Raw genomic sequence first — 24,752 nt, 5'->3', positions numbered from 1 at the left:
AAACTTACTTGTGCTCTTTTTCATATGCTTCAAACAACATATCTCGAAACAATGTATTTAAACTCTCAATATCGATTCCTGATCCCTTTTCAATTCCTTTTACATATTCCTGATAGTAATGAATTTGTTCTTCTAAAAATTGATTTAGCACCTTAATTTTCAATCCAACATCTAATTCAGTACCTGCTTTTTTCTTTATTAACAACTTTTCAATTTCATCTAATACACTACGTTCTAATGATAATTCTGTAATCAATCGGTCAAATTCTACAGGAGGTAAAGTCGTTTTCTCTTCTAGCCACTTACAAGCTAAAATGGGACGTAATACATAAAAGTACTTTTTCAGCTTTACATTCTCACCTTGCAAAAATTCACGATAATTTTTCGACGCCATATGTAAATAATGATATATCGTTGCTTTTGGATCAAAATTCTTCTCACTCATCTGTTGAAGTAGTTCTGGAAAATTAGAGTTTTTCGAATAAAAAATTGGTGATCGAATCCACTCAAGTAAAGCAGGATTCGACTTCGCGAATAGTTGCAATGCCTTTTTAATATCCCAACCACTTATATCTAAATCATCGCTAATTGGATATTCAATTACATCTCGTTTATCATGAATTGATAAATACCATTCTACTGGATGTATATAAATAAACCTAACATCATAATCGCTATCTTTCGATGGAAACCCCCAAGCACGACTCCCTGATTCCACCGCAAATAAAATTTTCACATCATTCTCTTTTTCAATTCTTTCTAACTCCAACTCGATTTTCTCTCTCATTTCATAACAACTCCATTTTTTGATTATTTCCTTGGAAATTCGACAATACACTATTAATTTTACTACATACTAAAAAAACTGTCAGAAATTACTGACAGCCTAATGAAACGTCTATTGTTGCTTTTCAATTACAGTAGCAGCAATTCGTTCAAACTCTTTTTGAATCTCCTCTTTATATGCATCTACTATTGAAAAATCCATAGCAGCAATATAAATTCGTTCTAATTTATCACGAACCGATTTTGCTTTCGCTAAGAAAGACATCGCCTCATTCATTTTTGCTTTATATTGAATGGAGACATCACGAATTTCCTTCGCATATTTCTCATCCGTCCCTGGCGTAACAATAAGGGCATACATATCAATAATTTCATCACCCTCGCGACTTGGAAAATATTCATGTGGTGCGGTGCTATCAAAAATTGCAAATCCTAATTCTCTTACGATAACCATATCAAGACTATTCGGGTCAAATCCGCAATGATATACTTCAACTTCAAACCCTTTTTCCTCAGCTGCCTTAGCTAACTTTTTGAGCATCGTTGATTTTCCAGAGCCTGGGCGCCCTTTTATAAAATAACGATGTGGTAACCCTTCTGTTAAATTAGGAACAAAATCAACTGCTCCTTTCGGTGTAGCAGCTCCTAAAAAACGATGTTTTACAAGCGATTGTCTCCCGCTTTTATCTGCAAATAATTTCTGGATTAGCTGATTGGTTAGTTCATTTGCTTTATTAAAATCTATATTATCAATATATATCTTCTCCCACTCATCATGTATAACCAATGCCTCTTTAAAACGTGCGTAAGCAGACTGAAAAGCTTTGCTTGCTTCTGAAACAAATCTTTCAATTTCTAACTTCTGCTTTCTTAGTTTATCTGAGTCCCAAGCAATTCCTAAATTTATATACTCTTCAACAACTCCTGGCATTTTTGGCTCAATAACATGCGGCGATGTCCCATCAACAATTCCTACTTTTAATTTTGGGATAATTACACCATCAACCGATTTATTATCAGAAGAACAATGTAACAATTCAATATCATATCCTTTTTCAATCCATTCACGACCTATTGCCTTTATTAAAGAAGATTTTCCCGTTCCTGGGCCACCCTTTAAGATAAATAATCTGTCTAATCCTTTTAAATTCTCTTCGTATAAATTGTGAAATCCCCTAGCTGTATTACCACCAGCATAATAATTTAATACATTTCCTGTCACTGCACTCACTCCTTCGCAGCATTCTATTTACATAACCTACAATATGCGAGCAGCTTTATTTGGGTGAATACCTATTTTGTATTGCACGAAAAAAGGAAATGAATTACAATTTAACTATCGGAAAATTCCGTTTTCAAAAAAACTGAATACTTCTTTATCAAGAGAGGCAGAGGGACCGGCCCTTTGAAGCCCAGCAACCTCAGTTTATACAAACTGAATAGGTGCTAATTCCTGCAAAATGCATTGCATTTTGGAAGATAAAACTCAACTAGCATGTAAAGCTCACCTTTCTTGATATTGAAGGGTGAGCTTTTTATTATTTGAAAAATATATATTGGAGGTATGTAAAATGAAAGTAATTGATTTATCGCAAACATTTGAAAATAATATGTCTCAATTTCCTGGAACACCTAAAATACAACTAGAAGCTGTTACAAGTGTTGAAGAATCAGGCTATCAAGTTACAGATTTTCATTCTGTCGTTCATGTTGGCACGCATTGTGATGCTCCTGCGCATTTTATTTCAGGCGCAACGACCATCGATCAATTACCGCTGGATCAATTTGTAGGTGAAGCTGTTCTTATAGATGTAACACATATTCAAGAGCGAAAATTACCTAAGGCAGTATTGCATAATACTGACATAAAAGAAGGTGATATTGTTATTTTTCATTCTAATCTATCCACCAAATGGAATACAGAAGCTTATGAGAAAGAAGCATTTTATCTTTCTGAAGAATTAGCTGAAGAATTAGTTCAATTAAAAGTAAAATCTATCGGTTTAGATTTCATTTCTCCTGATGAAGTCACAACAGAAACATCACCGATTCATCACATATTACTAGGAAATAATATTTACTTAATTGAAAACTTAACAAATCTAGATGCTATCGAAACAAAACGTTTCTTTTTCTCAGCCGCACCTTTAAAAATTAAAAATAGTGACGGTGCTTTCGCAAGAGCATTTGCTGTTATATTTTAAACACAACCTATAAAGTGAACCTTTAATCAGTGGGGGTTTTGTTCATCCCACACCTAACTTCTTTGCTTCCGCTGAATTTTGAGGTGGGGGTCTTACTGCCCGGCAAATAGCGGGATTAAAAAAAGCAAAGGCCACTACTGGTCTTTGCTTCTATATTTTCTATTTAAATTAAGAAAGAATTGTTCCACACGGGGACGCACCCAAGCTAAACAATCTATCTCTTTCTTCTTTGTGCAAGCTATCTCTTCTCCATCTACCATTTCAACAAGTTCTAGTTCTAACAGTTGCCTCGTGAATGCTAACATATTCACTTCTTCAGATGGATACTCTTCTTTTAATTTCTCCTCAATTTCTCCCAATAAAAAACCGTCACGCATCATTGCCAATGCATCAATCCAAAGTGGCGGCATTTCATATTTTTCTCCTGTAATTGTATCTTTTACAATATAATTCTTTTGCTCTTTTCGAAATTGAATCGTGTGTAAACATACAGTCGAATTTAATGTTAATTCCATCATACCACCTCTTTCATAATATCTGCATAGAAAAAAGGATGCGCGTGCACCCCTTCTTATCTTTTCATAACACTACTGAACCGTTACATGAGTAATCAATCTCATGTCGATATTTTCCTCCATTATAAACGAAGTATTTTATAAAAAAAACCCTTCTTGAAACATTTTATAAAATGTTTATATTTACACAACAAGAACACTTTTCTGAAAAATCTTTTCTCCCAATACATTAAACGGTCGGCAGAAAAATTTCTACTTTCGTTCCTACTCCTAGACTACTTTGGATTGTGATACTCCCTTGATGTTCCTTAATAATTTTATATGTAATCATTAATCCAAGTCCTGTACCAGTCTCCTTTGTTGTGTAAAATGCCTTGCCTATTTTTTCCAACTTTTCATTCTCTATACCAAATCCTTGGTCTTCAACAGAAATACACAAATGTCCTTGCGTTTTTTGATATGCACGGATATGAATTTCTCCGCCCTCTGGCATTGATTCTATTCCATTTTTAATGATATTTAATAACACTTGTTTTAATTGCTTATCATCACCGTTTATAGCCGGTAAATTCCCATCTACTTGTAAATGACATTTAACTCTATATTGCATTGCATAACTTTCCATTAGATGCACAACATATAGAAGGATGTCTCGTATATTACACCTTTCATAATTTGTTGGCTTTGGTTTTCCTAACAACATCAATTCACTAACAAATCCATTAACCCTTTCAATTTCTTGTAACATAATGTCGTAGCTCATCGTATCAGCTGGATTTCTTTCTTTTTGCATTTGCGTAAACCCTTTTAACGCTGTTAACGGATTTCGAATTTCATGGGCAATTGTTGTAGACATAGTTCCAATCACAGCTAAATTTTCCGTCTCTTTCATATTGTTCATCATTTCAACCACTGTTCTTACATAAGATTGAAATCGTTTTAATAAAGAATGTGAAATAATGAAATAGAATACACATAAAACAAGTGGAATTACCACTTTTAAATCTTGTAATAGCAATGTGAAAAATACGTACTTTCCAATTACACTAAAGGAAACTAAATAAAAGTATTTTCTATTCACGAAAACTGGGGCAAATAAAATTAATAACATTTCTACCATACTACCATGTTCAAAAGGTCTATCCGTTCGCAAATAAATCATTAAATTATTAACAAGATTGATAAACATGTACCCAAATAAAAATAAATATTTTACAGAATATACATACCCTCTTTTTTGAAGGTATATAGAAATAGGAAATATTGCTATTACAAATATAGGCACACCTATCCCAAGACTACCTTCTGGCCAACCTACCGCTGTTCCACTAATATTCATAGCAGGATACACAAAATAATATATAGCGTCATATAAAAAGAATATAATATAGAATAATAATATAAATACCTTTAAGGCTCTTCTTTCTTCATAAATCAAGCTCTTGTATTTGTTCATATAAAAACTCCCCTTGATCGATACAAAAAACTTTCATTGTTATCTCCTTAAAGTATAAGTATGAAATTGCTTTCAGGGCAATATTTAACCTTATAATACTAAAAGGAAGGAGATCTCTCCTTCCTTTTGGTAACAAATTACACCCATCTTACCCTGTCATGTAACAATCCATCAGTAAAATTATTATGCCCCATTACAAAATCCTTCATATATAAATTTAAATACTCACCGTACTTACTTTCTGTATTTAATAACAACTCCTCGACGTAATAAGCACCTTGTTCAAATCGATCTAAAAGTAAACTGGACAAGCCCGCATAAATCCCGCACCCTACCTGAAAATACGTTGCATTCGTTTTATATTTACGAAAAACTTGGCTACTATTCATCACATTATACATATATGTCTCACTATTTTCATAAACGAGTAACACACCGACCAAGTCCTCTCCAGCAACCTCTTCTTCCGCTGGATTAAACACTTTACGATTCCAGTTCCATAAATCTTCTACTTGGTCTAAATTCTGTCTAATTATATTTGTTGTATACTCATTAATTCGGTAAAGAAAACCAACTTCCATATTAAAGTTTTTCCCTAAAATTAATACTTCCTCATGTGGCATTAAACAACCATAGAATTCTTTTTCTCCCAACTTCACTTTATACTCTGAAGCATATACATCTTCATAAAAGTAAAGAGGACGATGTTGACTCATATACATCGGATAACTCCAGATTGCTTCATCTAAAAATCGCTCTACTGCCCATGAAGCATAAAGTGTATGTGGCTTTATAAGCGCTATATCATTCAAAAACGACGTGTCATGTTCTACAATATAACATGCTCTTGGCCTTTCATTTGGTCGTTCCTTCATAAGTTCAACAACCATCCATTGAACAACACCTGGATTCATACCTGAACCTATAATCGCTTTTGTATTTGTAAATTTCTCTTTCTCCTTCTCAAACCTTGTATATCTTTCCGTAAGCTGAAAGCCGATTAAGCTATCGTCCTGATCTACGGCCTCATTTTCCAAGGCTGAATTAATATAACAAATTCCTAGTTCATTACAGCAGCTTAATACTCTAATTGTATCTGCTCCTGAAACATCAATCACAACACTCGTTCTTTTTTCTTTTAAATGTTGTTTAAATTCCACTACATTTTGAAGGTTTATTTCATATAAATATAAGCGACCTTTCAAATTCGAAAACAACTCATCATAATAAGTCCTATCTTTTTGTTTTATATCCACCAAATGAAATTTGGCATTCTTTAATACTTCATAAATTGGATCTTTTTCATTTGCTATCGCTTGATTTAAAATTGCTAAAACTGCTTTTGCTGCTCCACCAGCACTACCAAGCAATGTAATTGATAACGAATTCGGAAACTGCTCCACAAACAAAACCCCTTTAATAAATTAGTTGAGCAGCTCCTCCTCAAAAAATAAATTGAATACATAAAAAGATAGCTCGTACATATTTCTTTATAAAGTAGTGCAAAATTATTTTTAAAAGATCACACTATAATATATTTATATTCAATTCATTTTTCCCCTCATATCCAAATTAAACTAAATAAATAGGCTCGACCTTTTCTTCTGCATATAAAAGAAAAAGCCAGCCCTTCCAACTAATCTACGGACAATGGACGGATTTTACATGTTGAATATTCACATACATTTTTGCATCACGTGCTTTTGATATTTCAATATGACCTTCATCAATTTTCGCCATTTTTCCAATTTTATTGGACTCCTCACCTAAATCGAACACCATAATTTTCCCTGTCATTTTAATAAGCTGTTCTTCAAACGTTCTAGCTAACGTAATATTTAACGGATTTACGGGGAGTTCATTTTTATTGAGGGCATACGGTACTTGGTTTTCTTTATACGGAATTAACCATTTTAAATGCTTTAAAGATATATATACCGTTTTATAAACCGGACTATAAAAAACAATATAATCGTTCATCACACTTGTAACATAACCATGTATTGGAGCATTTCCTGCTACATAAACTTCTGTAAAAATACCTTTAGAAGTACTTAATACTTTTCTCAAAGAAATTGAAGGGGATTCCCTCTTAATTACAGAATCAACATCTGGTTTTGATATTTCTTCGTCATATGGTCTTAAAAATTTATAGTATTGTACATGATATAAAGATATATATACGTAATCTTGTCCATTGTAAAGAACAACGATATCATTTCCTACATCAATTAATACACCTTTAAATCTTTTTTCACCGATTAATTTAACATATATATTTTCTCCAATACTTTTATTCAACTCATTCATCTATATCCTCCTTCCTATGAATATCAGCTTTCCTATCTTCCGTTTCAAAAAAAATAATCAGGGCAATGTTTTGTCTTAATAGTAAGTAATTCCTTTTCATACTATCGAAATAAGAAATTGTTCTTCTCTTTCCCTCATAATGCCCCTCTTATTTATTAAACATTATTCATCTTCATTCTTTTTACATTTCACTACTTGACTCACACTCTTAATATGATAATTAATGATATAAATGACTTCATCGCAGTTTACTAGTGTAATACATTCTTCATGCACTTCACTTAATAATCCTTCCACACATTCTGGACCGCCACGATTAATCTTTACCCACTTATACTTCAAGTCACGTAATACATCGACAAAAGTATCATCATCAGAGTAGAAACATGAAACATAGGAATCGCCACATTTACTTTCTTTCACTTTCTTAGCTAGACTCTTCACATGTTTCAATTGGTAATATACTAATTCACCAAGAGGAAGTTGTAATGTAAGGTAATCTCTCCCTAACGATACAAGTACCCCCACTCGACTCTCTGGTCCACGAAGATTTACTTTTACAGTCTCACCGACTAAGCATTTAATTTGCTCACAGCATAATATACTTTCCAAATTTGTATCCTCCTTTCTTATTATCTTCCTCTACTTGACTGTCTTTGTGCGCGAGCTCGACCTGAATTATCGCTACTACTTTCCTTACTATTACTATCTTCGCTCTCATCGCTCTCTCCGCATGCTAATGCATTATAGTTAACACTTTTAATATGCTTTATTGCAATTAATATAACTTCTTCTTTTACAATTAATGTAACGAAGTCACAAGAAACATCTTGTAAAATGCCTTCCACTTTCTCTGGACCACCGCGATTAATTTTCACCCAGCAATATTTGAAGCTTAGAAGTAGTGCTTCAAAGTCGTCTGCACATTCGCAATCTTCCCAATCACAATCACTTGATCCACAGTCTTTTGCATTTTTCGTAATACTTTTCAGATGGCTAAGTTGATAGTAATAAAGCTCACCTTTTTCATTCTTCAATACGAAGTAGTCCGGACATACTGATATTATTGTTCCTTTTTGAGATTCTGGACCACCCCTGTTTACTCTCACAAAAGATCCAATTAAGTCTTTCAGAAAATCACAATGAAATAAACTCACGAGAAAACCCCTTCCATTAATTTATAAGCTTTTGCACTGATAGTATATGTATCTGTACAGGTTACGTTCTCTATGTTTGTCCTAGCTAGAAAAAAATATGCTTTTAACATGGTAGACTACTACCTATCAAAAATATAAGAAATTCTGCGTGCCCATTAGGATTTTGATACATTTAAACAAAAATCCCGTATGAAGATACATTTCTGCATATCTTCATACGGGATTTCCCAAAGTTTAGTCTTCGTCTTTAACATCCATATCTTCTGGAATTGGTTCATTTAATATTTCTTCCACTAACTGCTTATATTTCTCCATTTGTTCTAAATGTGTATTGAATTGTTCTTTATTTACTAAATATTGCTCTCCATCGAATAGCGCACGAATTTTCTTTTGCTGAATTAACTCTTCAATATACGATTTCGGTAAATTCAAATACTCCGCAGTCTCTTCTACTGTTATATACAATGCGTTCATTCCTTTATTATTTTTTCATCTATACTGTATCTTACTTTACTTTATTTTTGTAAACAAATAAAAAAGATTTTGTAAATGCAGTTCAAAAAGCAGGTAGATGCATTCCATATATTGTATAGTATTATATAGTAAGAATTTTTTAAATATAGAATGGTATTACCCATTTACACAAAGGAGAGTTAACATATGGCTACTCGTCACATCATTACAATGTTAGAAAAAACACTACAAGTTGAAACAGAAAACACAATTTCTCATTTGAATGTATCTTTATCTGATCGTTTTCTTTCTCAAAGCACAGCAATACATGAAAACAATTGTTATCATACAATTGGTGAATGGTACAAAAATCATTTCTTATTCCAACAAGATGATTTCCTTTGGGCTAAATATGCTTTCTATGACGCATATTGTGAAGCCATCAAAAAACAAGGCCATCTTACAAAACGCGTCCGTCAAATATTAGAATCATTGGCTCGAAAACATGGAAAACAATATATTGCTTCTATACTAAATATGCCATTTCCTAATGAACGCGCTAAAGGGACAGCGTAATTTAGCCATGTTCTGCGTAAGCAAAACATAGCTAAATTGTTTTCTAGGATGCTTTACCAATAAAATGTTCATATCATATGAACTGATGAAACCGGTGTCATTATAATGATTGAAAATATAGTAAACAGGAAAACCCCCACGTACATCTCTCATCCATTTGAATAGAGAAGTATGTGGGGGTATACTTGTTCCTTATTATTTCATCATCTGTTTAATCAGTTCTCGATTTCTCTTCTTAAATACTTCATTATGAGAAGAAACCATTCCGTACTCACTTGCATCTGGTTGGATAAATTGCTTTGCTTTATTCACAGCATTTCCAGCATCTTGGAATGCACCTGCAATTAAGTGTAGTTTCCCTTCGTGCTTTAAAATATCTCCAGCAGCATATAATCCATCTACTGAAGACTCACTATTTGCATTACCTGCAATATAATAATTATCTATAATCGCAACGTCTAACTCACTATTTTCTAATAATGTAATGTCACGTTCATATCCATGATTAATAATAACTTCATCAATAGGTAAATGAGAAACCTCACCTGTTTCATGATTTGTCAATTCTACATATTCGATCGCTTCATGATTATCACCAGCAATGAGTTTTGTAATCGATGTATTAAAGAAACACTCCGCCGAGCTGTTCAGCAGTTGTTTTACTTGTGCTTCATGACCAGATAATTCTTCTTTTCTATATGTTACATACACTTTTTTCGCAATTGGTTCTAATTCATTTGCCCAATCAACCGCAGAATTTCCTCCGCCGGAAATAATGACCGTCTTACCTTTGAAACGCTTTAAAGATTTCACTGTATAATTTAAATTAGATACTTCAAATCGCTCAGCACCTTCAATTGATAGCTTTTGAGGTTTCAATATACCACTTCCAGTTGCGACGATAACTGTTTTTGAAAAATGTTCTTCGCCATTGCTTGCTTTTAACGTAAAAGTGCCATCTTCGTTACGAATAATCGATTCTACTTTTGTATTTAATACCACTTCTGGCTTAAATGTTAGCCCTTGCTGTACAAGTTGTTCAATTAATTTATCACCTGTAACTGGCAGCAGCCCTCCTACATCCCAAATCATCTTCTCTGGATAAACATGTATTTTTCCACCTAACTGTGGTTGAAATTCTATTATTTTCGTTTTCATCTCTCTGAGTCCACTATAAAAAGCTGAATAAAGCCCTGCAGGTCCTCCGCCTATCACAGTTACATCAAACAATTCTTCTTGATTCATTCGTGTCACTCCTCAGCTACTAGTCATTGATTATCATTCTCAATAAAATATAACCTGTTTCCGCAAAATTTACAATCAAAATTACTATTGACAATACACCTATATAAAATTATATTATTTAAAGAATCAATAGTGATAATCATTATCAATTTGTTAATAATTAGCAAATTGAGATTACATCTTCTTTCATTAATATGGTTAATACTATATTATAAAATCTCATATTCAAGATTTTTAATAAATTATTTTGCATTACCACTACTCTTTCAAAAAGATTACAGTTAAACAAATTATTGTATACACATATCATCTATGTTAAAGGAGAAAGACGATGAAAAAGTTATTTATTTCACTAACAGTTCTTTTCGTTCTTGTTATGAGTGCTTGTAGCAATGGCTCTACAGACAAAAAGAACGATGCAAAAGGTAGTAAATCAGAAACAATTACATACCAATCTGAAAATGGTAAAGTAGAAGTTCCTGCAAATCCAAAACGCGTTGTTGTATTATCATCATTCGCTGGTAACGTAATGTCATTAGATGTAAATCTTGTTGGGGTAGATTCATGGTCTAAACAAAACCCACGTTTTGATAGCAAACTTAAAGATGTTGCTGAAGTATCAGATGAAAATGTTGAAAAAATCGCTGAACTAAATCCAGATTTAATCATCGGTTTATCAAATATTAAAAATGTCGATAAGTTAAAGAAAATCGCTCCTACTGTAACATACACTTACGGAAAAGTTGATTACTTAACACAGCATTTAGAAATTGGTAAGTTATTAAACAAAGAAAAAGAAGCAAAAACTTGGGTTGATGACTTCAAGAAACGTGCACAAGAAGCTGGTAAAGAAATTAAAGCAAAAATCGGTGAAGATGCAACAGTTTCTGTTGTAGAAAACTTCAACAAACAGCTTTATGTATACGGCGAGAACTGGGGCCGCGGAACAGAAATCCTGTACCAAGAAATGAAATTAAAAATGCCTGAAAAAGTAAAAGAAAAAGCATTAAAAGAAGGTTACTACGCATTATCTACTGAGGTATTACCGGAATTTGCTGGTGATTACTTAATCGTAAGTAAAAATAAAGAGACTGATAACTCATTCCAAGAGACAGAATCATATAAAAACATCCCAGCAGTAAAAAATAATCGCGTATATGAAGCAAACATGATGGAATTCTATTTCAATGATCCACTTACATTAGATTTCCAACTAGACTTCTTCAAGAAGAACTTTCTTGGTAAATAATACAAACATGAGGAATTCTTAATTTAAGAATTCCTCTTCCTTTATTCTATGAACAGAAAAGATGTGAAACGAATGACAAAAGATCATGAAAATCCACGTTCTATAGCTTTTACATACAAACTAATTTTAAGCTTAATTGCATTCTTTCTTATTTTTATGGTTGCAATGGTATTAGGTGCTGCAGATACTTCGATAAAAGATGTATGGTTAGCACTCACTTCCTCCGCTAAAGGAGACAAAATATCTATTATTCGAGAAATACGTTTACCACGTGAAGTTGCTGCTATTTTTGTAGGAGCTGGATTAGCCGTTTCTGGAGCGATTATGCAAGGATTAACACGAAATCCACTTGCAGATCCTGGTTTATTAGGGCTATCTGGTGGAGCAAATGCTGCGCTTGCACTGACACTTGCTTTCAATCCTTCCATCAGCTATCTTTACTTAACATTAGCTTGCTTTATCGGTGCGGCAATTGGCGCAATCATGGTATTTGGAATTGGTATGGTGAAAAAAGGCGGCCTTTCTCCTCTTCGAATTGTATTAGCGGGCGCTGCAGTTTCCGCATTTCTACTCGCAATTTCAGAAGGAATCGGCATTTATTTTAAAATTTCACAAGATGTATCACTTTGGACTGCTGGGGGCGTAATTGGAACAACTTGGAGCCAATTAAAAATTATTATTCCAGTCATTTCAATTAGTATCTTTATCGCTATCTTACTAGCAAAAAAATTAACAGTTCTTAGTTTCAGTGAGGAAGTGGCTATTGGACTTGGTCAAAAAATTATTGTTATTAAAACTATTTTATTTATCATTATTATCTTACTTGCAGGTGCATCTGTAGCGCTTGTTGGAAATATGGCATTTATCGGTTTAATGGTACCTCACATGGTACGCCCAATTGTCGGTCCAGATTACCGATTTGTTATACCGATGTCAGCAATTGCTGGAGCTTCCTTTATGCTACTTGCAGATACAATCGGACGTACTATTAACGCTCCGTACGAAACACCAGTTGCGGCAATTGTCGCGATTGTAGGGTTACCATTCTTCCTATTCATTGTACGTAAAGGAGGAAAAACATTCTCATGATGCAATCTATTCTAAGAAAACAACGTCTTATTATACTCGCTTTACTAATACTGACCATCACCACCATTGTAGTTGGAATGGGACTTGGTTCAGCATCTTTATCTTATGATCGACTACTCCCAACATTAATGGGACAAGGGACTTTTAAAGAGGAGTTTGTTTTATACTCTTTAAGACTACCTAGAATTGTGATTACATTATTAGCTGGTATGGCTCTCGCTTTATCAGGGGCTATATTCCAAGGAATTACTCGAAATGATTTAGCTGAACCTGGTATTCTCGGGATCAACTCTGGGGCCGGTGTTGCTGTTGCTATTTTCTTTTTATACTTTCCAATAGATGTAGGTTCATTTCTTTACTTACTACCAGTCGTTGGATTTATCGGGGCTTTTCTGACAGCTGTTCTAATTTACGTATTTTCATTTAGTAAATCAACTGGGCTTCAGCCAATCCGACTAACATTAACCGGTATTGGTTTTTCATTTGCACTATCTGGAATGATGATTGTCCTTATTTCATCCGCTGATCGTATGAAAGTGGACTTTATCGCCAAGTGGATTGCCGGAAACATTTGGGGAGATGACTGGGTCTTCGTTTTAGCAATGCTCCCATGGTTAATCGTATTAATTCCGTTCGTTTTCTATAAAGCAAATCGATTAAACATTCTAGCATTAAACGAGCCAGTCGCAATCGGTGTTGGAATTGAAATTGAAAAAGAACGCAGATACTTATTAGTTGCAGCCGTTGCGCTTGCAGCTGCAGCTGTTTCCGTAACAGGAGGAATTAGCTTTATCGGACTAATGGCTCCTCATATCGCGAAATCTTTAGTAGGTCCAAGACATCAAATTTTCATGCCTATTGCCGTTTTAATCGGCGGATGGCTATTGCTATTAGCAGATACAATTGGCCGAAACATCGTTGAACCTAACGGCATCCCAGCAGGTATTGTCGTTGCTTTAATTGGGGCTCCTTACTTTATGTATTTGTTGCTTAAGAAAGCGTAAAAAACACCCTCAAGATCTTTTCTTGAGGGTGTTTTTGTTTCATTCTACTGCTGCCCATACCCTTCAAACTTCTTCGCCAAATTCTCCATCTCATCTTCTGGCAAAAGCTTCGGTTCTCCGACGCTTTTCGTTTGATAATAAATTTGAGCACAAAACTCAATCTCTTCTGCAACAGTAAACGCCATTTTTATATTATTTGCACCAGCAATTAAACCGTGATTTGCAAGTAGCACAGCACGACGATCAATCATGCCTTCAAAAGCAGCATCCGCTAATTGCTTCGTACCAAATGTTTCATACGGTGCACAGCGAACATTCGGGCCTGCGAAAGCAATTAAATATGAAACAGCAGGAAGCTCCCATCCTAATGACGCAATCGTCTTTGCGTAAGGAGAATGTGTATGCACAAGCGCATTTATATCTTCACGATTTCTATAATAAATAAGATGCATATCTAGTTCGCTTGATGGCTTTCTCTCTCCCTCTACCACTTCACCATCTAAGTTTAATATAACTACATCTTCAGGTTTTGTTTCATAATACTCTAAACCACTTGGACTAATCGCAACAAGACCTTGTTCGCGATTGAAAATACTAATATTACCCCCAGTCCCCTTTGTTAAACCACTAGAGATCATTTTCTTTCCATACGCTACAATTTCTTCTCTTTCTTTTTGTAATAACATATACATCCCCCTAAGTATGAAGCTTATGATGACTGACTTTTATATTTATCTATTTATTGAAATAGCTTTTTTAAATTCTCCGTAAACGGTGCCTTTACAATCCCTTTTTCTGTAATAATCGCTGTTACATTTTCATATGGAGTAACATCAAATGCTGGATTATATACTTTACTTTCTTTCGGAGCTGAATATTGTCCGAAACGATTAATCACTTCAGAAGCATCCCTTTCTTCAATCGGAATTTCTTTTCCTGTCGGTGTTTTTAAGTCGATTGTTGGTGTTGGCGCTGCTACATAAAACGGAATGTTGTAGTATTTAGCTAAAATAGATACGCCTAATGTGCCAATTTTATTTGCTACATCACCGTTTGCTGCCACGCGGTCACATCCAACGATTACAGCATCGATTTTTCCTTGTGACATGACCATAGCTGCCATATTATCCGTAATGACAGTAACATCAATTCCCGCTCGCTGTAGTTCTAATGCTGTTAACGTTGAACCTTGTAACCTAGGACGAGTTTCATCTGAATAGATTTTTAAGTCCCATCCTTTTTCTTTCGCTAAGTACATTGGTGCTGTCGCAGTACCATACTTAGTCGTCGCTAACGCACCAGCATTGCAATGTGTTAATACTCCCATTTCATCATGGAATAATGTTAATGCATGCTCTCCAATTTGACGATTAATTTCTTCATCTTCTCTATGAATCTCTTTTGCCTCTTCTAGTAATCTGTCTTTCAACTGGACGATTGATAAGTGCGCGTTCTCTGTCGCTACCGCTTCCATTCTTTCAAGTGCCCAGAATAAGTTTACTGCCGTTGGCCTTGATGTTGCCAAATATGCACATACCTTTTTGACTTCCTCTATAAAGTCTTCCATCTTACTTTGAATAACTTCCTTTGTTCCTAAATACACACCGTACGCTGCCGAAACACCAATTGCTGGTGCTCCTCGTACTTTCATTACTTGAATGGCATCCCACACACTTTCAGCTGTCTTGAAAGATTCATAGACAACCTCATTCGGTAATAATGTTTGATCTAATAAAACTAAAGCATCATCTTTCCACTGAATGGGTATTAATTGCTCTTCCATCATATTCTCCCCTTACTTCGCGTAGTGCATTGACTGTTCTTTTAACGTTTCTACAAAACGTGTACCCGTTCTATATTGATTCGCTCGTAAAATAAAACTCTTCGCTACTTGAAGACAAATTCGCTCCGCTCTAGCACGTGCTTCCTCATTCTCAATACAAGTAATATCTTTTACTTTCGCTAATCCAACAATACGGCGAATTAATTCCAGACCTGTCACTGCAGCCGTATCCTCTAATACAGATTGTAAATATACTTCGCTAAAGCCTTCTTCCTTCGCCATAATCTCGGTCACATGAATATCCCAAGCATCTAAAAACTTCTTCTTAAATAAATCAATTACCTCTACCATCGTAGTTTGTAACCAATCCATATACGTATCTTTCTCCGCTCCAGGTGGCATCGTTGCATCTGCATTCACCCAAGCAAACATTAAATTCGCCATTACATTCCCAACGTCATATCCCATAGGTCCATAAAAAGCAAACTCAGGATCAATAACCTTTGTAGAATCATCTCTTACAAAAACAGAACCAGTATGTAAATCACCATGAAGTAATGCCTGTGCATTCGTCATAAAAGAAAATTTACGTTTCGCTACTTCCATACGAAGCTCTTTATCACTATAAATATGTTCCCTAATCCATCCCTCATTTAACGGAAATAACTCATTACGCTTATTATGATTGGTAAATGGTTCTGAATATACGAGGTCCTCTGTAATCTCACATAATTCAGGATTTATATAATTCTTCACAAGTTCCTTCTTCTCTTTATGATTCATTACAACATCCGATGTTAATAAAAGTGTATTTACCATAAAAGTAGTTAAATCATCCGCAAGCCTCGGAAATATTTGATGATTTATAAGTGCTGTACGTAATATTGTGTGATCCGATAAATCTTCCATTACGCAACAATTCATCACACTATCAAATAAATACACCTTAGGAACAAGTCCGGGTGCTAACTCATCCTCTAACTGCAAAACATCTGATTCTATACGAATACGGTTTGTCGACAACTTAAACTCATCTGAAATGCGAGCTGTATCCCCAGCTTGCTTTACGATGACTGACATGTTCTCTTTTTCATCCCAAACGCGGAACACATAATTTAAATTGCCATCACCTATTTCTTTACACTGTAACTCCTTTGCATGTTCAAACTTAGACAATTTCTCTTTCACATATGCAATCACATCTTTAGCTTCCATTAAAAAATACTTCGTGAACTTAGACATGGTTTCCCCTCCACACTAATTGTAAGCGTTTTCTAAAAGCTATAAAAAATAATAGGTTGAATTTTTTCATCCTATAAATATGTATTCTTCTTTTTGAAAGATATATCTAGGTTTTATTATATCTTGTTAGCACTTTGAGTCAATGTTTCTAACTATCATCTTAATATACTTCCTAATTATATATTTGAGATGACAAAAATTGTTCAAAAAATTTCCGATTCATTTTATTTTATTTATCACAAAATTCTTTGTAAAATAGAAGTAAGCAGTTCCTTTTCAAAACCACAACTTCTAAGAAATATTTCCTTCCTAAAAAATTAAACTTACACACTATCTCTAACATACACACTAAACTTTTCAAACACTCATCTAAAATTTATAGACTTAAAATTACCTTTCTATTCCCTGATAGCCTTAATTGAGAATAAATATTAATTAAATTGGAATAAAGTTGGTTTATTCGCTTGACAAAATAACCAATTCTATATGATAATTAATATCGAATTAGAATTATTATAGTTAATTAAAAAATATATTTTATGAGCACACTATTTTTTGATGCTCAAACCAACATTTAGGAGGAATTTTAACATGTTATTAATCGGCACAGAAGTAAAACCGTTTAAAGCTAATGCTTACCATAATGGAGAATTTATCCAAGTTACTGACGAAAGTTTAAAAGGAAAATGGAGTGTAGTTTGTTTCTACCCAGCTGACTTCACATTCGTTTGCCCAACTGAACTTGAAGACTTACAAAACCAATATGCAACTCTAAAAGACTTAGGCGTTGAAGTATACTCTGTATCTACAGACACTCACTTCACTCACAAAGCATGGCATGATAGCTCAGAAACTATCGGCAAAATCGAGTACATCATGATCGGTGACCCAACTCGAACAATCACTACAAACTTCAACGTTTTAATGGAAGAAGAAGGTCTTGCTGCTCGTGGTACATTCATCATCGATCCAGACGGCGTTATCCAATCTATGGAAATCAATGCTGACGGTATCGGCCGTGACGCAAGCATTCTTGTTAACAAAATTAAAGCTGCTCAATACGTACGTAACAACCCAGGTGAAGTTTGCCCAGCTAAATGGCAAGAGGGTTCTGCAACACTTAAACCAAGCCTTGACCTTGTAGGCAAAATCTAAGGAGTTCGATCAAAATGATACTAGATGCAGATATAAAAACACAACTATCCCAATACCTTCAGTTAATGGAGAACGATATTTTACTTAAAGTAAGCGCAGGAGACGATAACGTATCTAAAGATATGTTAGCTCTAGTAGACGAATTAGCTACTATGTCATCTAAGATTACAGTAGAAAAAGTTGAATTAGAGAGAACACCAAGCTTTAGCGTAAACCGCCCTGGTGAAGACACTGGTGTCGTATTCGCTGGTATTCCATTAGGACACGAATTTACATCATTAGTGTTAGCTTTACTACAAGTAAGTGGACGCGCTCCAAAAGTTGAACAGAAATTAATCGATCAAATTAAAAACATTCAAGGCGAATATCATTTTGAATCTTATATCAGCCTAAGTTGTCATAACTGTCCTGATGTTGTACAAGCTCTTAACGTAATGAGCGTTCTTAACTCTAGTATTACACATACTATGATTGATGGCGCTGCATTCAAAGAGGAAGTAGAAAGCAAAGACATCATGGCAGTACCAACTGTTTACCTAAACGGCGAATCTTTCGGAAGCGGTCGTATGACACTTGAAGAAATTTTAGCTAAAATGGGTAACGGTCCAGATGCATCAGAGCTTTCTGATAAAGATCCATACGATGTTCTTGTTGTTGGTGGCGGCCCTGCTGGTGCAAGTGCAGCAATTTACGCAGCACGTAAAGGCATCCGCACTGGTATCGTTGCTGAGCGCTTCGGTGGTCAAGTAATGGATACTATGGGCATTGAGAACTTCATCAGCGTAAAAAAGACTGAAGGTCCTAAGCTAGTAGCAAGTCTTGAAGAGCACGTAAAAGAATACGATATCGATGTAATGAATCTACAACGTGCGAAACGTTTAGAGAAAAAAGAACTTATTGAAGTGGAACTTGAAAACGGCGCTATTCTGAAAAGTAAGAGCGTAATCGTTTCAACAGGTGCTCGCTGGCGTAACGTTGGCGTACCGGGTGAAGCTGAGTTCAAAAATAAAGGTGTAGCATACTGCCCACACTGTGACGGTCCATTATTCACTGGAAAAGACGTAGCAGTTATCGGCGGAGGTAACTCTGGTATTGAAGCAGCTATCGACTTAGCAGGTATTGTTAAGCACGTAACTGTTCTTGAATTCATGCCAGAATTAAAAGCTGATGCTGTATTACAAGAGCGTCTTAACAGCTTACCAAACGTAACTGTTCTGAAAAACGTTCAAACGAAAGAAATTACTGGTACTGATAAAGTAAACGGTATTTCTTACATCGATCGTGAAACTGAAGAAGTTCATCACGTTGAATTACAAGGTGTATTCGTACAAATCGGTCTTGTGCCAAACACAGACTGGTTAGGCGAAACAGTTGAACGCGCTCGCGGTGAAATCGTAACAGACAAGCACGGCGCTACAAACGTACCAGGAGTGTTTGCTGCAGGTGACTGTACAAATAATCCGTACAAACAAATCATCATCTCTATGGGTTCAGGTGCAAACGCAGCTTTAGGTGCATTTGATTACTTAATTCGTAACTAATAAAAAAACAGGTGCCTTAGCACCTGTTTTTTTTACCTTAATGTATAAACTAAAAACCTCTCATTCCCATTCTTCTCATAAGCACCTGGCAATCTAACTTCTTTCTTCAGCTCAAACGCAGTCTGATTTTCTAAGAAGAAAATATAGTCCTCAGAAGGATAATATAAAATAATATCCACTTCTCTCCCCGTTTCTTCTACCGAAAGCAAAATGTTATTTACTACATTCATAAACACTTGTACAGAAAATGGATTAAAAAAATAAAACCTATTATCATGCGGATCAATCTCATATTCCTGCGCTAAACAACATTGGAACTGGATTTTCCCCTTACTGTTTCGTGTCTTTCGTGCATAACGATCTCGATTATCCATCGCTTCTTTATAAAACTCTTCATTCATTTCAATTCCAACTGCTGATGCACCACATTTATGATGCATATAAAAGTTTAATCTTCCTTTTCCGCACCCAAAGTCTACAATTCGGTCGCTACTTCGTATTTCATATTGATTCAGTAACTCATCTAATCCGCTATAGGGCGTCGGTTCATAGCGGTGATAATGCATAGACTTGTTAAACCCCTTTTGCTCACCGACTGTTTTTATATGTAAAACTGCATCGTAATATTGTTCGTTCATTCGTTTTCTCCTATTAAAAAATGGTACTTATTATTATACACCATGTACTGGAGATTCATTTTTAATCAAATTAATAGGTACGTGAAATTATATTAACGATTTTCTTAATATATCTATCGTAACTTCAAATATATCAACGATTTTTCAAATATATCGATTTACCGACAATCCACGACAAAAAAACAGGAGCTCTCTAGCCCCTGTCTTCTAACACTTTCAATACAGTTTGTTTCAATATTTCTACTCCATCCATAATACAACTATGATCAAACCTCATATACGGATGGTGTAATCCAGGTTGTAGGTCTGCTCCTAGTCCAAGCATGACAGCTTTTAAATGTGGTCTTTTCACTGTGTAATAATGGAAATCATCGCTTCCTGTCGTATAGAGAGGTCCCGTACATCTCTCTTCCCCATACACTTCGATAATACCTTTACGCATAAAGCGCTCTGCTTCTTCGGAAACCTCTGCTCCTGGTGCAAGATCCATCCATTCATATGAAGTTTTCGACCCCATCGATGCAGCTGATTCTATTACATGCTCAATCTTTTCCTTTAATTCTTCTAATAGTATATTACTCTCTGCTCTTACATCTAAACTGAAATGACCATTTCCCGGAATGATATTTAAATTATCGCCACCAGCTTGGCATCTCGTCATTTTTACTGAATAGGAACTTTGCGGTGGCAACCAAATATTTTTCAAACCGATATTAATCATGGAAATGACATCAATTGCATTCACACCTTGGTGTGGTCTCGCCCCGTGTGCATCCTCCCCATGAATCATCCCCTCTAAAAATCCAGCTGCTCCATGGCGAATAGATGAGGCTGCTTGTTTCAAAGATAGTTCTTCAATCGGTCTTAGATGGACACCAAATAAGAAATCAGCATCATCTACAGCACCTTTCTCCACCATCTTCAAAGCACCATTACCCTTCTCTTCTGCCGGCTGAAAAATAAACCTAACCGTACCACTTTTCCATCTCATATTTTTCAATTGTAAAATAACTCCCATTACAATGGTCATATGAGCATCATGACCACATGAATGGTTCGCTTTAAATTCTCCATCTACTTCTTGCCAAAGTGCATCCATATCAGCACGAATCGCAATAACTGGATTCCCGCCTCCAATCTCAGCAATTACACCTGGACAATCATCAAATGTTCTATATGAAATTCCTTCTTCTTTTAAAAAGTCAGTAATATACGCTGTCGTTTCATATTCTTTCCAACTTACTTCAGGGTTTTCGTGTAAATGCTGAAAAATCTCCGTTAAGCGCTCTTGTAGTTCTAATGTTTTCAACGTTCCAGTCTCCTTCCCAAATTATAAACCATCAGGTTAATTATACTTATGAAAAACAGATGTTTTTATGAACATATTGAATTTTAAGAAAAAAGTCAATTATTTATTTTTAGATACTTCAAAAGCTTACTACGCATCTATATTACAAACTAAACAAACAACTATAACATTCATTATTTTCTGATTTTTATATTGACGCTTACATAAACTTTTAGTTATCATAACCTAATAAACGTCTATTTTACGACAATTCTAAAAATACAAACAAACATACGTAACAAGGAGGAACTTTATGAAAAAAGAAATACCTTTTGGAATAGCGATTATCCCTATTATCATTACCGTTGCAGTTATGATGGTTACAATTGTTGTATTAAAACAAAGCCCTCACGTTCCACTTATTATCGGTACAACCGTTGCTTCTATTGTCGCTTGGCGTTACGGTTACAAATGGAATGATCTTGAAGAAGCAATGTATAAAGGGATTCGTCTTGCATTACCCGCTATCGTCATTATTATTCTTGTTGGCTTAACAATTGGTGCTTGGATTGGCGGTGGAATTGTCGCAACGATGATTTATTACGGTTTAAAACTTTTAACTCCATCACTATTTTTAGTTTCCATTACTGTCATTTGTTCTATCGTTGCATTAGCGATTGGTAGCTCTTGGTATACAATGGGTACAATTGGTGTTGCTGGAATGGGAATTGGCCTAAGTATGGGAATTCCAGCTCCAATGGTTGCTGGTGCCATTATTTCAGGCTCTTATTTTGGCGATAAAATGTCACCGCTTTCAGATACAACTAACTTAGCCGCAGGATTAACAAATACAGATTTATTCGCACACATTCGTCATATGTTATTTACTACAGTTCCCGGTTTAATTATTACTCTTATCGTATACGCGGTCTTAGGAAGAAGCTTCGGCGCTAACAATATTGATGCGAAGAGCATCGATCAAACGTTACAAGTATTGCAACAAAACTTTGTTATCTCACCTTTCCTACTCATTATACCCGTAGCCGTTATGGTATTGGTCGCTAAAAAGGTTCCTGCCATACCAGCCATTCTCGTCGGTATTATTTTAGGATTCTTATCACAAGTCTTTATTCAAGGTGGTTCTGTCTCAGCATCTGTCGGTGCACTCCAAGCTGGATTTGTTATAGACACTGGAAACAAGCTAGTAGACGAACTATTTAACCGCGGTGGCTTAGATTCGATGATGAATACAGTCTCTATGACAATTGTCGCTATGACTTTCGGAGGAGTATTAGAACATACAGGTATTCTTCGCTCAATTGTAAATCAAATTTTAAAGTTAGCGAAATCAGCAAAAGGGCTTATCGCTTCTACTATCGCATCTTGTTTTGCAACAAACCTTACTTGCTCTGAACAATATATTTCAATTGTTGTCCCTTCAAGAATGTACGCAAATGCATACACAGAAAAAGGACTACATTCAAAAAACTTATCCAGAGCATTAGAAGATGGCGGAACATTAACTTCTGTCTTCGTTCCTTGGAATACGTGCGGTGTATTTATTCTCGCTACACTTGGCGTAGGTGCATTTGAATATGCTCCTTATGCTATTTTGAATTTCATCGTACCTATTATCTCAATCATTTATGGTATAACAGGTTTCACAATTGTAAAACTATCAGACATTGAAAAAGCAGAACTGCTAAAGAAACAAAAAGCTCAACTAGAAGCTTAAAAATAGCGGTAAATTCAGTTCATATAGTGCGCGAGGTCGCCCTTGTTGATAGGGCATTTCCTCGCCGCAAATATGAGCATACCCGTAATCAACTAATTTCTTTAACAACCTTTCTGTCGATCTTCGAGTCACTTGTAAGTACTCAGAAAGGTCAGCTGCTGTAAATTTCAATGACGGATGCGATTGACTAAATTGAATAATTTTTGACAAGTTGGCCGGACTAAGCTTCGTTTCCTTCGCTATTTTCATTAGTTCCGGATTATCATTTTTCAAACTTTGTACTCTCTGTTCTTTCGGGAATGGACCAAACAAATCTTTATCACTTGTTAGTATATAAAAACAACGATCTATTGGATTATTCTTTGCAAAACTTTGAGCAATTTTTGCATTTTGCTCCGCTTCTTTCACGGTTTTTCCATAACCAAATCCAATAGCTATCGTTCCTTCTACACTCGCAAACAAGTTATCTATCGCATTTGTTTTAATAATTGATTCGATATCACCACGAGTTGTATACAAAATGCATGTCATTTCATCCACTTGTTTAAATGAACCACGTAGTTCTTTTGAAATGACATCTAGTTTTTCAAGCAAACTCGTTCGTAATTCTAAGGACGAAATAATACAAGTACCAACAGTAGCTGAATAGCTTTTTGCTAACTCAGCTTTTATTTTTGCATCTTTTAGCCCATGTATAATGGATTGTGTTGGATCAATCATACGCTCTGAAGGAACACCCATTTTTTGAAGCTCGTCGTAAACAGCGTGAATACTAGTTAAAGCTAAATGAGCTTCTCCAGATTGATATTTAGCTACATGAAAATCGATAACTCTATTTATTTCATCTTTACTCCACAGCATATTTTCATAATCCAACACTTGCGGACTTTCTTTTATACCGATATCATGGAACACATTTGTAATAAACGAGCGGTCTACTAAATCGATGGAAATGTTATGTGGTTGAATACTTTGATGATACATGATAGAAAGAATGGAAGATGCGACAGTTGTCTCGTCTTGCTGTAAGTATGTACTTGGAATTCGTAATTGTTCTCTTACTTCTTTTGCCATATAATAAGGTAAAGCACCTGAGAAAAAGATGACATCACAAGGCTTTAGACACTTTAATAGTTCAGAAGATTCTGCCGGATGAAGGTAAATATAGGAATCAATTTCTATTCCTTCTAATTTTTGAGCAATAGGAAAAAGGTTATCCATAAACTCCTTTGAACCGACAACTGCAATTTTTATCATCATTTTCTCTAACTCCTTATCATTAATTAACGACTATTTAACGTCAACTATATCAAATGTATAAAACTA

At 35.1% G+C, this 24,752-nt stretch carries 24 protein-coding genes and 1 riboswitch; of the genes, 8 read left to right on the top strand and 16 right to left on the bottom strand.

Features of this window, described 5'->3' with window-relative positions; all coding sequences use genetic code 11:
- Window positions 1–4: 4 nt before the first annotated feature.
- Both BCG9842_RS01935 and BCG9842_RS01930 read right to left on the bottom strand, forming a co-directional pair.
- Window positions 5–787 (bottom strand): nucleotidyltransferase domain-containing protein, encoded by a 783-nt coding sequence (locus BCG9842_RS01935; RefSeq protein WP_001208229.1) that lies wholly within the window; start codon window positions 785–787, stop codon window positions 5–7.
- Between the two features lie 111 nt (window positions 788–898).
- Entirely contained in the window at window positions 899–2,008 is a 1,110-nt protein-coding gene (locus tag BCG9842_RS01930; protein WP_000147466.1) for a PRK06851 family protein, read from the bottom strand.
- 151 nt (window positions 2,009–2,159) lie between these two features.
- Window positions 2,160–2,272: riboswitch (SAM riboswitch) on the top strand.
- Between the two features lie 85 nt (window positions 2,273–2,357).
- Between BCG9842_RS01930 and BCG9842_RS01925 the strand changes: the two genes are divergently transcribed.
- Entirely contained in the window at window positions 2,358–2,990 is a 633-nt protein-coding gene (locus tag BCG9842_RS01925; protein WP_000862976.1) for a cyclase family protein, read from the top strand.
- A 134-nt stretch (window positions 2,991–3,124) separates the two neighbouring features.
- On the opposite strand, the gene BCG9842_RS01920 is transcribed toward BCG9842_RS01925, so the two are convergent.
- The 7 genes from BCG9842_RS01920 to BCG9842_RS01890 form a co-directional block, all read right to left on the bottom strand.
- Entirely contained in the window at window positions 3,125–3,505 is a 381-nt protein-coding gene (locus BCG9842_RS01920) for a hypothetical protein (RefSeq protein ID WP_000424116.1), read from the bottom strand.
- Between the two features lie 229 nt (window positions 3,506–3,734).
- Window positions 3,735–4,961: an ATP-binding protein gene (locus BCG9842_RS01915; RefSeq protein ID WP_001046097.1), complete on the bottom strand. Its 1,227-nt coding sequence runs from the start codon at window positions 4,959–4,961 to the stop codon at window positions 3,735–3,737.
- 137 nt (window positions 4,962–5,098) lie between these two features.
- Complete coding sequence (locus BCG9842_RS01910; protein WP_000434723.1) at window positions 5,099–6,364, bottom strand: hypothetical protein; 1,266 nt, start codon at window positions 6,362–6,364, stop codon at window positions 5,099–5,101.
- Window positions 6,365–6,602: 238 nt separating this feature from the next.
- Window positions 6,603–7,271 carry a hypothetical protein gene (locus BCG9842_RS01905; protein ID WP_001004281.1) on the bottom strand — a complete coding sequence of 223 codons (669 nt, stop codon included), beginning with the start codon at window positions 7,269–7,271 and terminating at the stop codon, window positions 6,603–6,605.
- A gap of 162 nt (window positions 7,272–7,433) precedes the next feature.
- Window positions 7,434–7,883, bottom strand: a complete 450-nt coding sequence (locus tag BCG9842_RS01900) for a hypothetical protein (RefSeq protein ID WP_000443834.1) — start codon at window positions 7,881–7,883, stop codon at window positions 7,434–7,436.
- Window positions 7,884–7,903: 20 nt separating this feature from the next.
- Window positions 7,904–8,428: a hypothetical protein gene (locus BCG9842_RS01895; RefSeq protein ID WP_000051518.1), complete on the bottom strand. Its 525-nt coding sequence runs from the start codon at window positions 8,426–8,428 to the stop codon at window positions 7,904–7,906.
- Between the two features lie 234 nt (window positions 8,429–8,662).
- Window positions 8,663–8,902 (bottom strand): helix-turn-helix domain-containing protein, encoded by a 240-nt coding sequence (locus BCG9842_RS01890; protein ID WP_001998970.1) that lies wholly within the window; start codon window positions 8,900–8,902, stop codon window positions 8,663–8,665.
- Window positions 8,903–9,088: 186 nt separating this feature from the next.
- Here BCG9842_RS01890 and BCG9842_RS01885 point away from each other — a divergent pair, with 186 nt between their 5' ends.
- Window positions 9,089–9,457 carry a hypothetical protein gene (locus BCG9842_RS01885; RefSeq protein WP_000235474.1) on the top strand — a complete coding sequence of 123 codons (369 nt, stop codon included), beginning with the start codon at window positions 9,089–9,091 and terminating at the stop codon, window positions 9,455–9,457.
- A gap of 195 nt (window positions 9,458–9,652) precedes the next feature.
- Here BCG9842_RS01885 and BCG9842_RS01880 read toward each other — a convergent pair whose 3' ends face one another.
- Window positions 9,653–10,702, bottom strand: a complete 1,050-nt coding sequence (locus BCG9842_RS01880) for an NAD(P)/FAD-dependent oxidoreductase (protein WP_001070938.1) — start codon at window positions 10,700–10,702, stop codon at window positions 9,653–9,655.
- A gap of 331 nt (window positions 10,703–11,033) precedes the next feature.
- Here BCG9842_RS01880 and BCG9842_RS01875 point away from each other — a divergent pair, with 331 nt between their 5' ends.
- The 3 genes from BCG9842_RS01875 to BCG9842_RS01865 are packed head-to-tail and all read left to right on the top strand — an operon-like array spanning window position 11,034 to window position 14,044.
- A complete protein-coding gene (locus tag BCG9842_RS01875; protein WP_000732570.1) occupies window positions 11,034–11,951 on the top strand; it encodes an iron-hydroxamate ABC transporter substrate-binding protein in 918 nt (305 codons plus the stop codon).
- Between the two features lie 48 nt (window positions 11,952–11,999).
- Entirely contained in the window at window positions 12,000–13,040 is a 1,041-nt protein-coding gene (locus BCG9842_RS01870) for a FecCD family ABC transporter permease (RefSeq protein WP_002153558.1), read from the top strand.
- Entirely contained in the window at window positions 13,037–14,044 is a 1,008-nt protein-coding gene (locus BCG9842_RS01865) for a FecCD family ABC transporter permease (protein ID WP_000983740.1), read from the top strand. Before BCG9842_RS01870 ends, BCG9842_RS01865 begins: the two co-directional genes overlap by 4 nt.
- Before the next feature lie 44 nt (window positions 14,045–14,088).
- Here the strand turns inward: BCG9842_RS01865 and BCG9842_RS01860 are convergent, their stop codons facing one another.
- From BCG9842_RS01860 to mtnK, 3 genes are read right to left on the bottom strand one after another with little or no spacing between them, the layout of a single operon-like run.
- Window positions 14,089–14,730, bottom strand: coding sequence for an L-fuculose-phosphate aldolase (locus tag BCG9842_RS01860; RefSeq protein ID WP_000926560.1), 642 nt, complete (start codon window positions 14,728–14,730; stop codon window positions 14,089–14,091).
- A 53-nt stretch (window positions 14,731–14,783) separates the two neighbouring features.
- A complete protein-coding gene (mtnA, locus tag BCG9842_RS01855; protein ID WP_000392488.1) occupies window positions 14,784–15,827 on the bottom strand; it encodes an S-methyl-5-thioribose-1-phosphate isomerase in 1,044 nt (347 codons plus the stop codon).
- A 12-nt stretch (window positions 15,828–15,839) separates the two neighbouring features.
- Window positions 15,840–17,069, bottom strand: coding sequence for an S-methyl-5-thioribose kinase (mtnK, locus tag BCG9842_RS01850; protein ID WP_000033215.1), 1,230 nt, complete (start codon window positions 17,067–17,069; stop codon window positions 15,840–15,842).
- 591 nt (window positions 17,070–17,660) lie between these two features.
- Here mtnK and ahpC point away from each other — a divergent pair.
- Together ahpC and ahpF are read left to right on the top strand one after the other, a co-directional pair.
- Window positions 17,661–18,224, top strand: a complete 564-nt coding sequence (ahpC, locus tag BCG9842_RS01845; RefSeq protein ID WP_000924420.1) for an alkyl hydroperoxide reductase subunit C — start codon at window positions 17,661–17,663, stop codon at window positions 18,222–18,224.
- Window positions 18,225–18,238: 14 nt separating this feature from the next.
- The gene (gene ahpF, locus BCG9842_RS01840) at window positions 18,239–19,765 is read left to right on the top strand and encodes an alkyl hydroperoxide reductase subunit F (protein WP_000599506.1); all 1,527 of its coding nucleotides are present in this window, start codon (window positions 18,239–18,241) and stop codon (window positions 19,763–19,765) included.
- 32 nt (window positions 19,766–19,797) lie between these two features.
- Here the strand turns inward: ahpF and BCG9842_RS01835 are convergent, their stop codons facing one another.
- The gene (locus BCG9842_RS01835; RefSeq protein ID WP_001005634.1) at window positions 19,798–20,403 is read right to left on the bottom strand and encodes an SAM-dependent methyltransferase; all 606 of its coding nucleotides are present in this window, start codon (window positions 20,401–20,403) and stop codon (window positions 19,798–19,800) included.
- 193 nt (window positions 20,404–20,596) lie between these two features.
- Window positions 20,597–21,712, bottom strand: coding sequence for a M20 peptidase aminoacylase family protein (locus BCG9842_RS01830; RefSeq protein ID WP_000853508.1), 1,116 nt, complete (start codon window positions 21,710–21,712; stop codon window positions 20,597–20,599).
- Between the two features lie 292 nt (window positions 21,713–22,004).
- Between BCG9842_RS01830 and nhaC the strand changes: the two genes are divergently transcribed.
- Window positions 22,005–23,426 (top strand): Na+/H+ antiporter NhaC, encoded by a 1,422-nt coding sequence (gene nhaC, locus BCG9842_RS01825; RefSeq protein ID WP_000711517.1) that lies wholly within the window; start codon window positions 22,005–22,007, stop codon window positions 23,424–23,426.
- Here the strand turns inward: nhaC and BCG9842_RS01820 are convergent.
- The gene (locus BCG9842_RS01820; protein WP_000972801.1) at window positions 23,415–24,686 is read right to left on the bottom strand and encodes a hypothetical protein; all 1,272 of its coding nucleotides are present in this window, start codon (window positions 24,684–24,686) and stop codon (window positions 23,415–23,417) included. The two genes, nhaC and BCG9842_RS01820, sit on opposite strands and share 12 nt — an antisense overlap.
- Between the last annotated feature and the right edge of the window lie 66 nt (window positions 24,687–24,752).

The organism is Bacillus cereus G9842, assembly GCF_000021305.1.
GTDB lineage: Bacteria > Bacillota > Bacilli > Bacillales > Bacillaceae_G > Bacillus_A > Bacillus_A thuringiensis_S.
Note: the sequence above shows the minus strand (reverse complement) of the source record. Positions and strands in the feature narration are given on the sequence as shown.

What these genes read in the sequence shown, in the direction of transcription:
- BCG9842_RS01935 (WP_001208229.1), bottom strand. Translation starts at nt 787, where the DNA reads ATGAGAGAGAAAATCGAGTTGGAGTTAGAAAGAATTGAAAAAGAGAAT.
- BCG9842_RS01925 (WP_000862976.1), top strand. Translation starts at nt 2,358, where the DNA reads ATGAAAGTAATTGATTTATCGCAAACATTTGAAAATAATATGTCTCAA.
- BCG9842_RS01920 (WP_000424116.1), bottom strand. Translation starts at nt 3,505, where the DNA reads ATGGAATTAACATTAAATTCGACTGTATGTTTACACACGATTCAATTT.
- BCG9842_RS01915 (WP_001046097.1), bottom strand. Translation starts at nt 4,961, where the DNA reads ATGAACAAATACAAGAGCTTGATTTATGAAGAAAGAAGAGCCTTAAAG.
- BCG9842_RS01905 (WP_001004281.1), bottom strand. Translation starts at nt 7,271, where the DNA reads ATGAATGAGTTGAATAAAAGTATTGGAGAAAATATATATGTTAAATTA.
- BCG9842_RS01890 (WP_001998970.1), bottom strand. Translation starts at nt 8,902, where the DNA reads ATGAACGCATTGTATATAACAGTAGAAGAGACTGCGGAGTATTTGAAT.
- BCG9842_RS01885 (WP_000235474.1), top strand. Translation starts at nt 9,089, where the DNA reads ATGGCTACTCGTCACATCATTACAATGTTAGAAAAAACACTACAAGTT.
- BCG9842_RS01880 (WP_001070938.1), bottom strand. Translation starts at nt 10,702, where the DNA reads ATGAATCAAGAAGAATTGTTTGATGTAACTGTGATAGGCGGAGGACCT.
- BCG9842_RS01875 (WP_000732570.1), top strand. Translation starts at nt 11,034, where the DNA reads ATGAAAAAGTTATTTATTTCACTAACAGTTCTTTTCGTTCTTGTTATG.
- BCG9842_RS01870 (WP_002153558.1), top strand. Translation starts at nt 12,000, where the DNA reads ATGAACAGAAAAGATGTGAAACGAATGACAAAAGATCATGAAAATCCA.
- BCG9842_RS01865 (WP_000983740.1), top strand. Translation starts at nt 13,037, where the DNA reads ATGATGCAATCTATTCTAAGAAAACAACGTCTTATTATACTCGCTTTA.
- BCG9842_RS01860 (WP_000926560.1), bottom strand. Translation starts at nt 14,730, where the DNA reads ATGTTATTACAAAAAGAAAGAGAAGAAATTGTAGCGTATGGAAAGAAA.
- mtnA (WP_000392488.1), bottom strand. Translation starts at nt 15,827, where the DNA reads ATGGAAGAGCAATTAATACCCATTCAGTGGAAAGATGATGCTTTAGTT.
- mtnK (WP_000033215.1), bottom strand. Translation starts at nt 17,069, where the DNA reads ATGTCTAAGTTCACGAAGTATTTTTTAATGGAAGCTAAAGATGTGATT.
- ahpC (WP_000924420.1), top strand. Translation starts at nt 17,661, where the DNA reads ATGTTATTAATCGGCACAGAAGTAAAACCGTTTAAAGCTAATGCTTAC.
- ahpF (WP_000599506.1), top strand. Translation starts at nt 18,239, where the DNA reads ATGATACTAGATGCAGATATAAAAACACAACTATCCCAATACCTTCAG.
- BCG9842_RS01835 (WP_001005634.1), bottom strand. Translation starts at nt 20,403, where the DNA reads ATGAACGAACAATATTACGATGCAGTTTTACATATAAAAACAGTCGGT.
- nhaC (WP_000711517.1), top strand. Translation starts at nt 22,005, where the DNA reads ATGAAAAAAGAAATACCTTTTGGAATAGCGATTATCCCTATTATCATT.
- BCG9842_RS01820 (WP_000972801.1), bottom strand. Translation starts at nt 24,686, where the DNA reads ATGATGATAAAAATTGCAGTTGTCGGTTCAAAGGAGTTTATGGATAAC.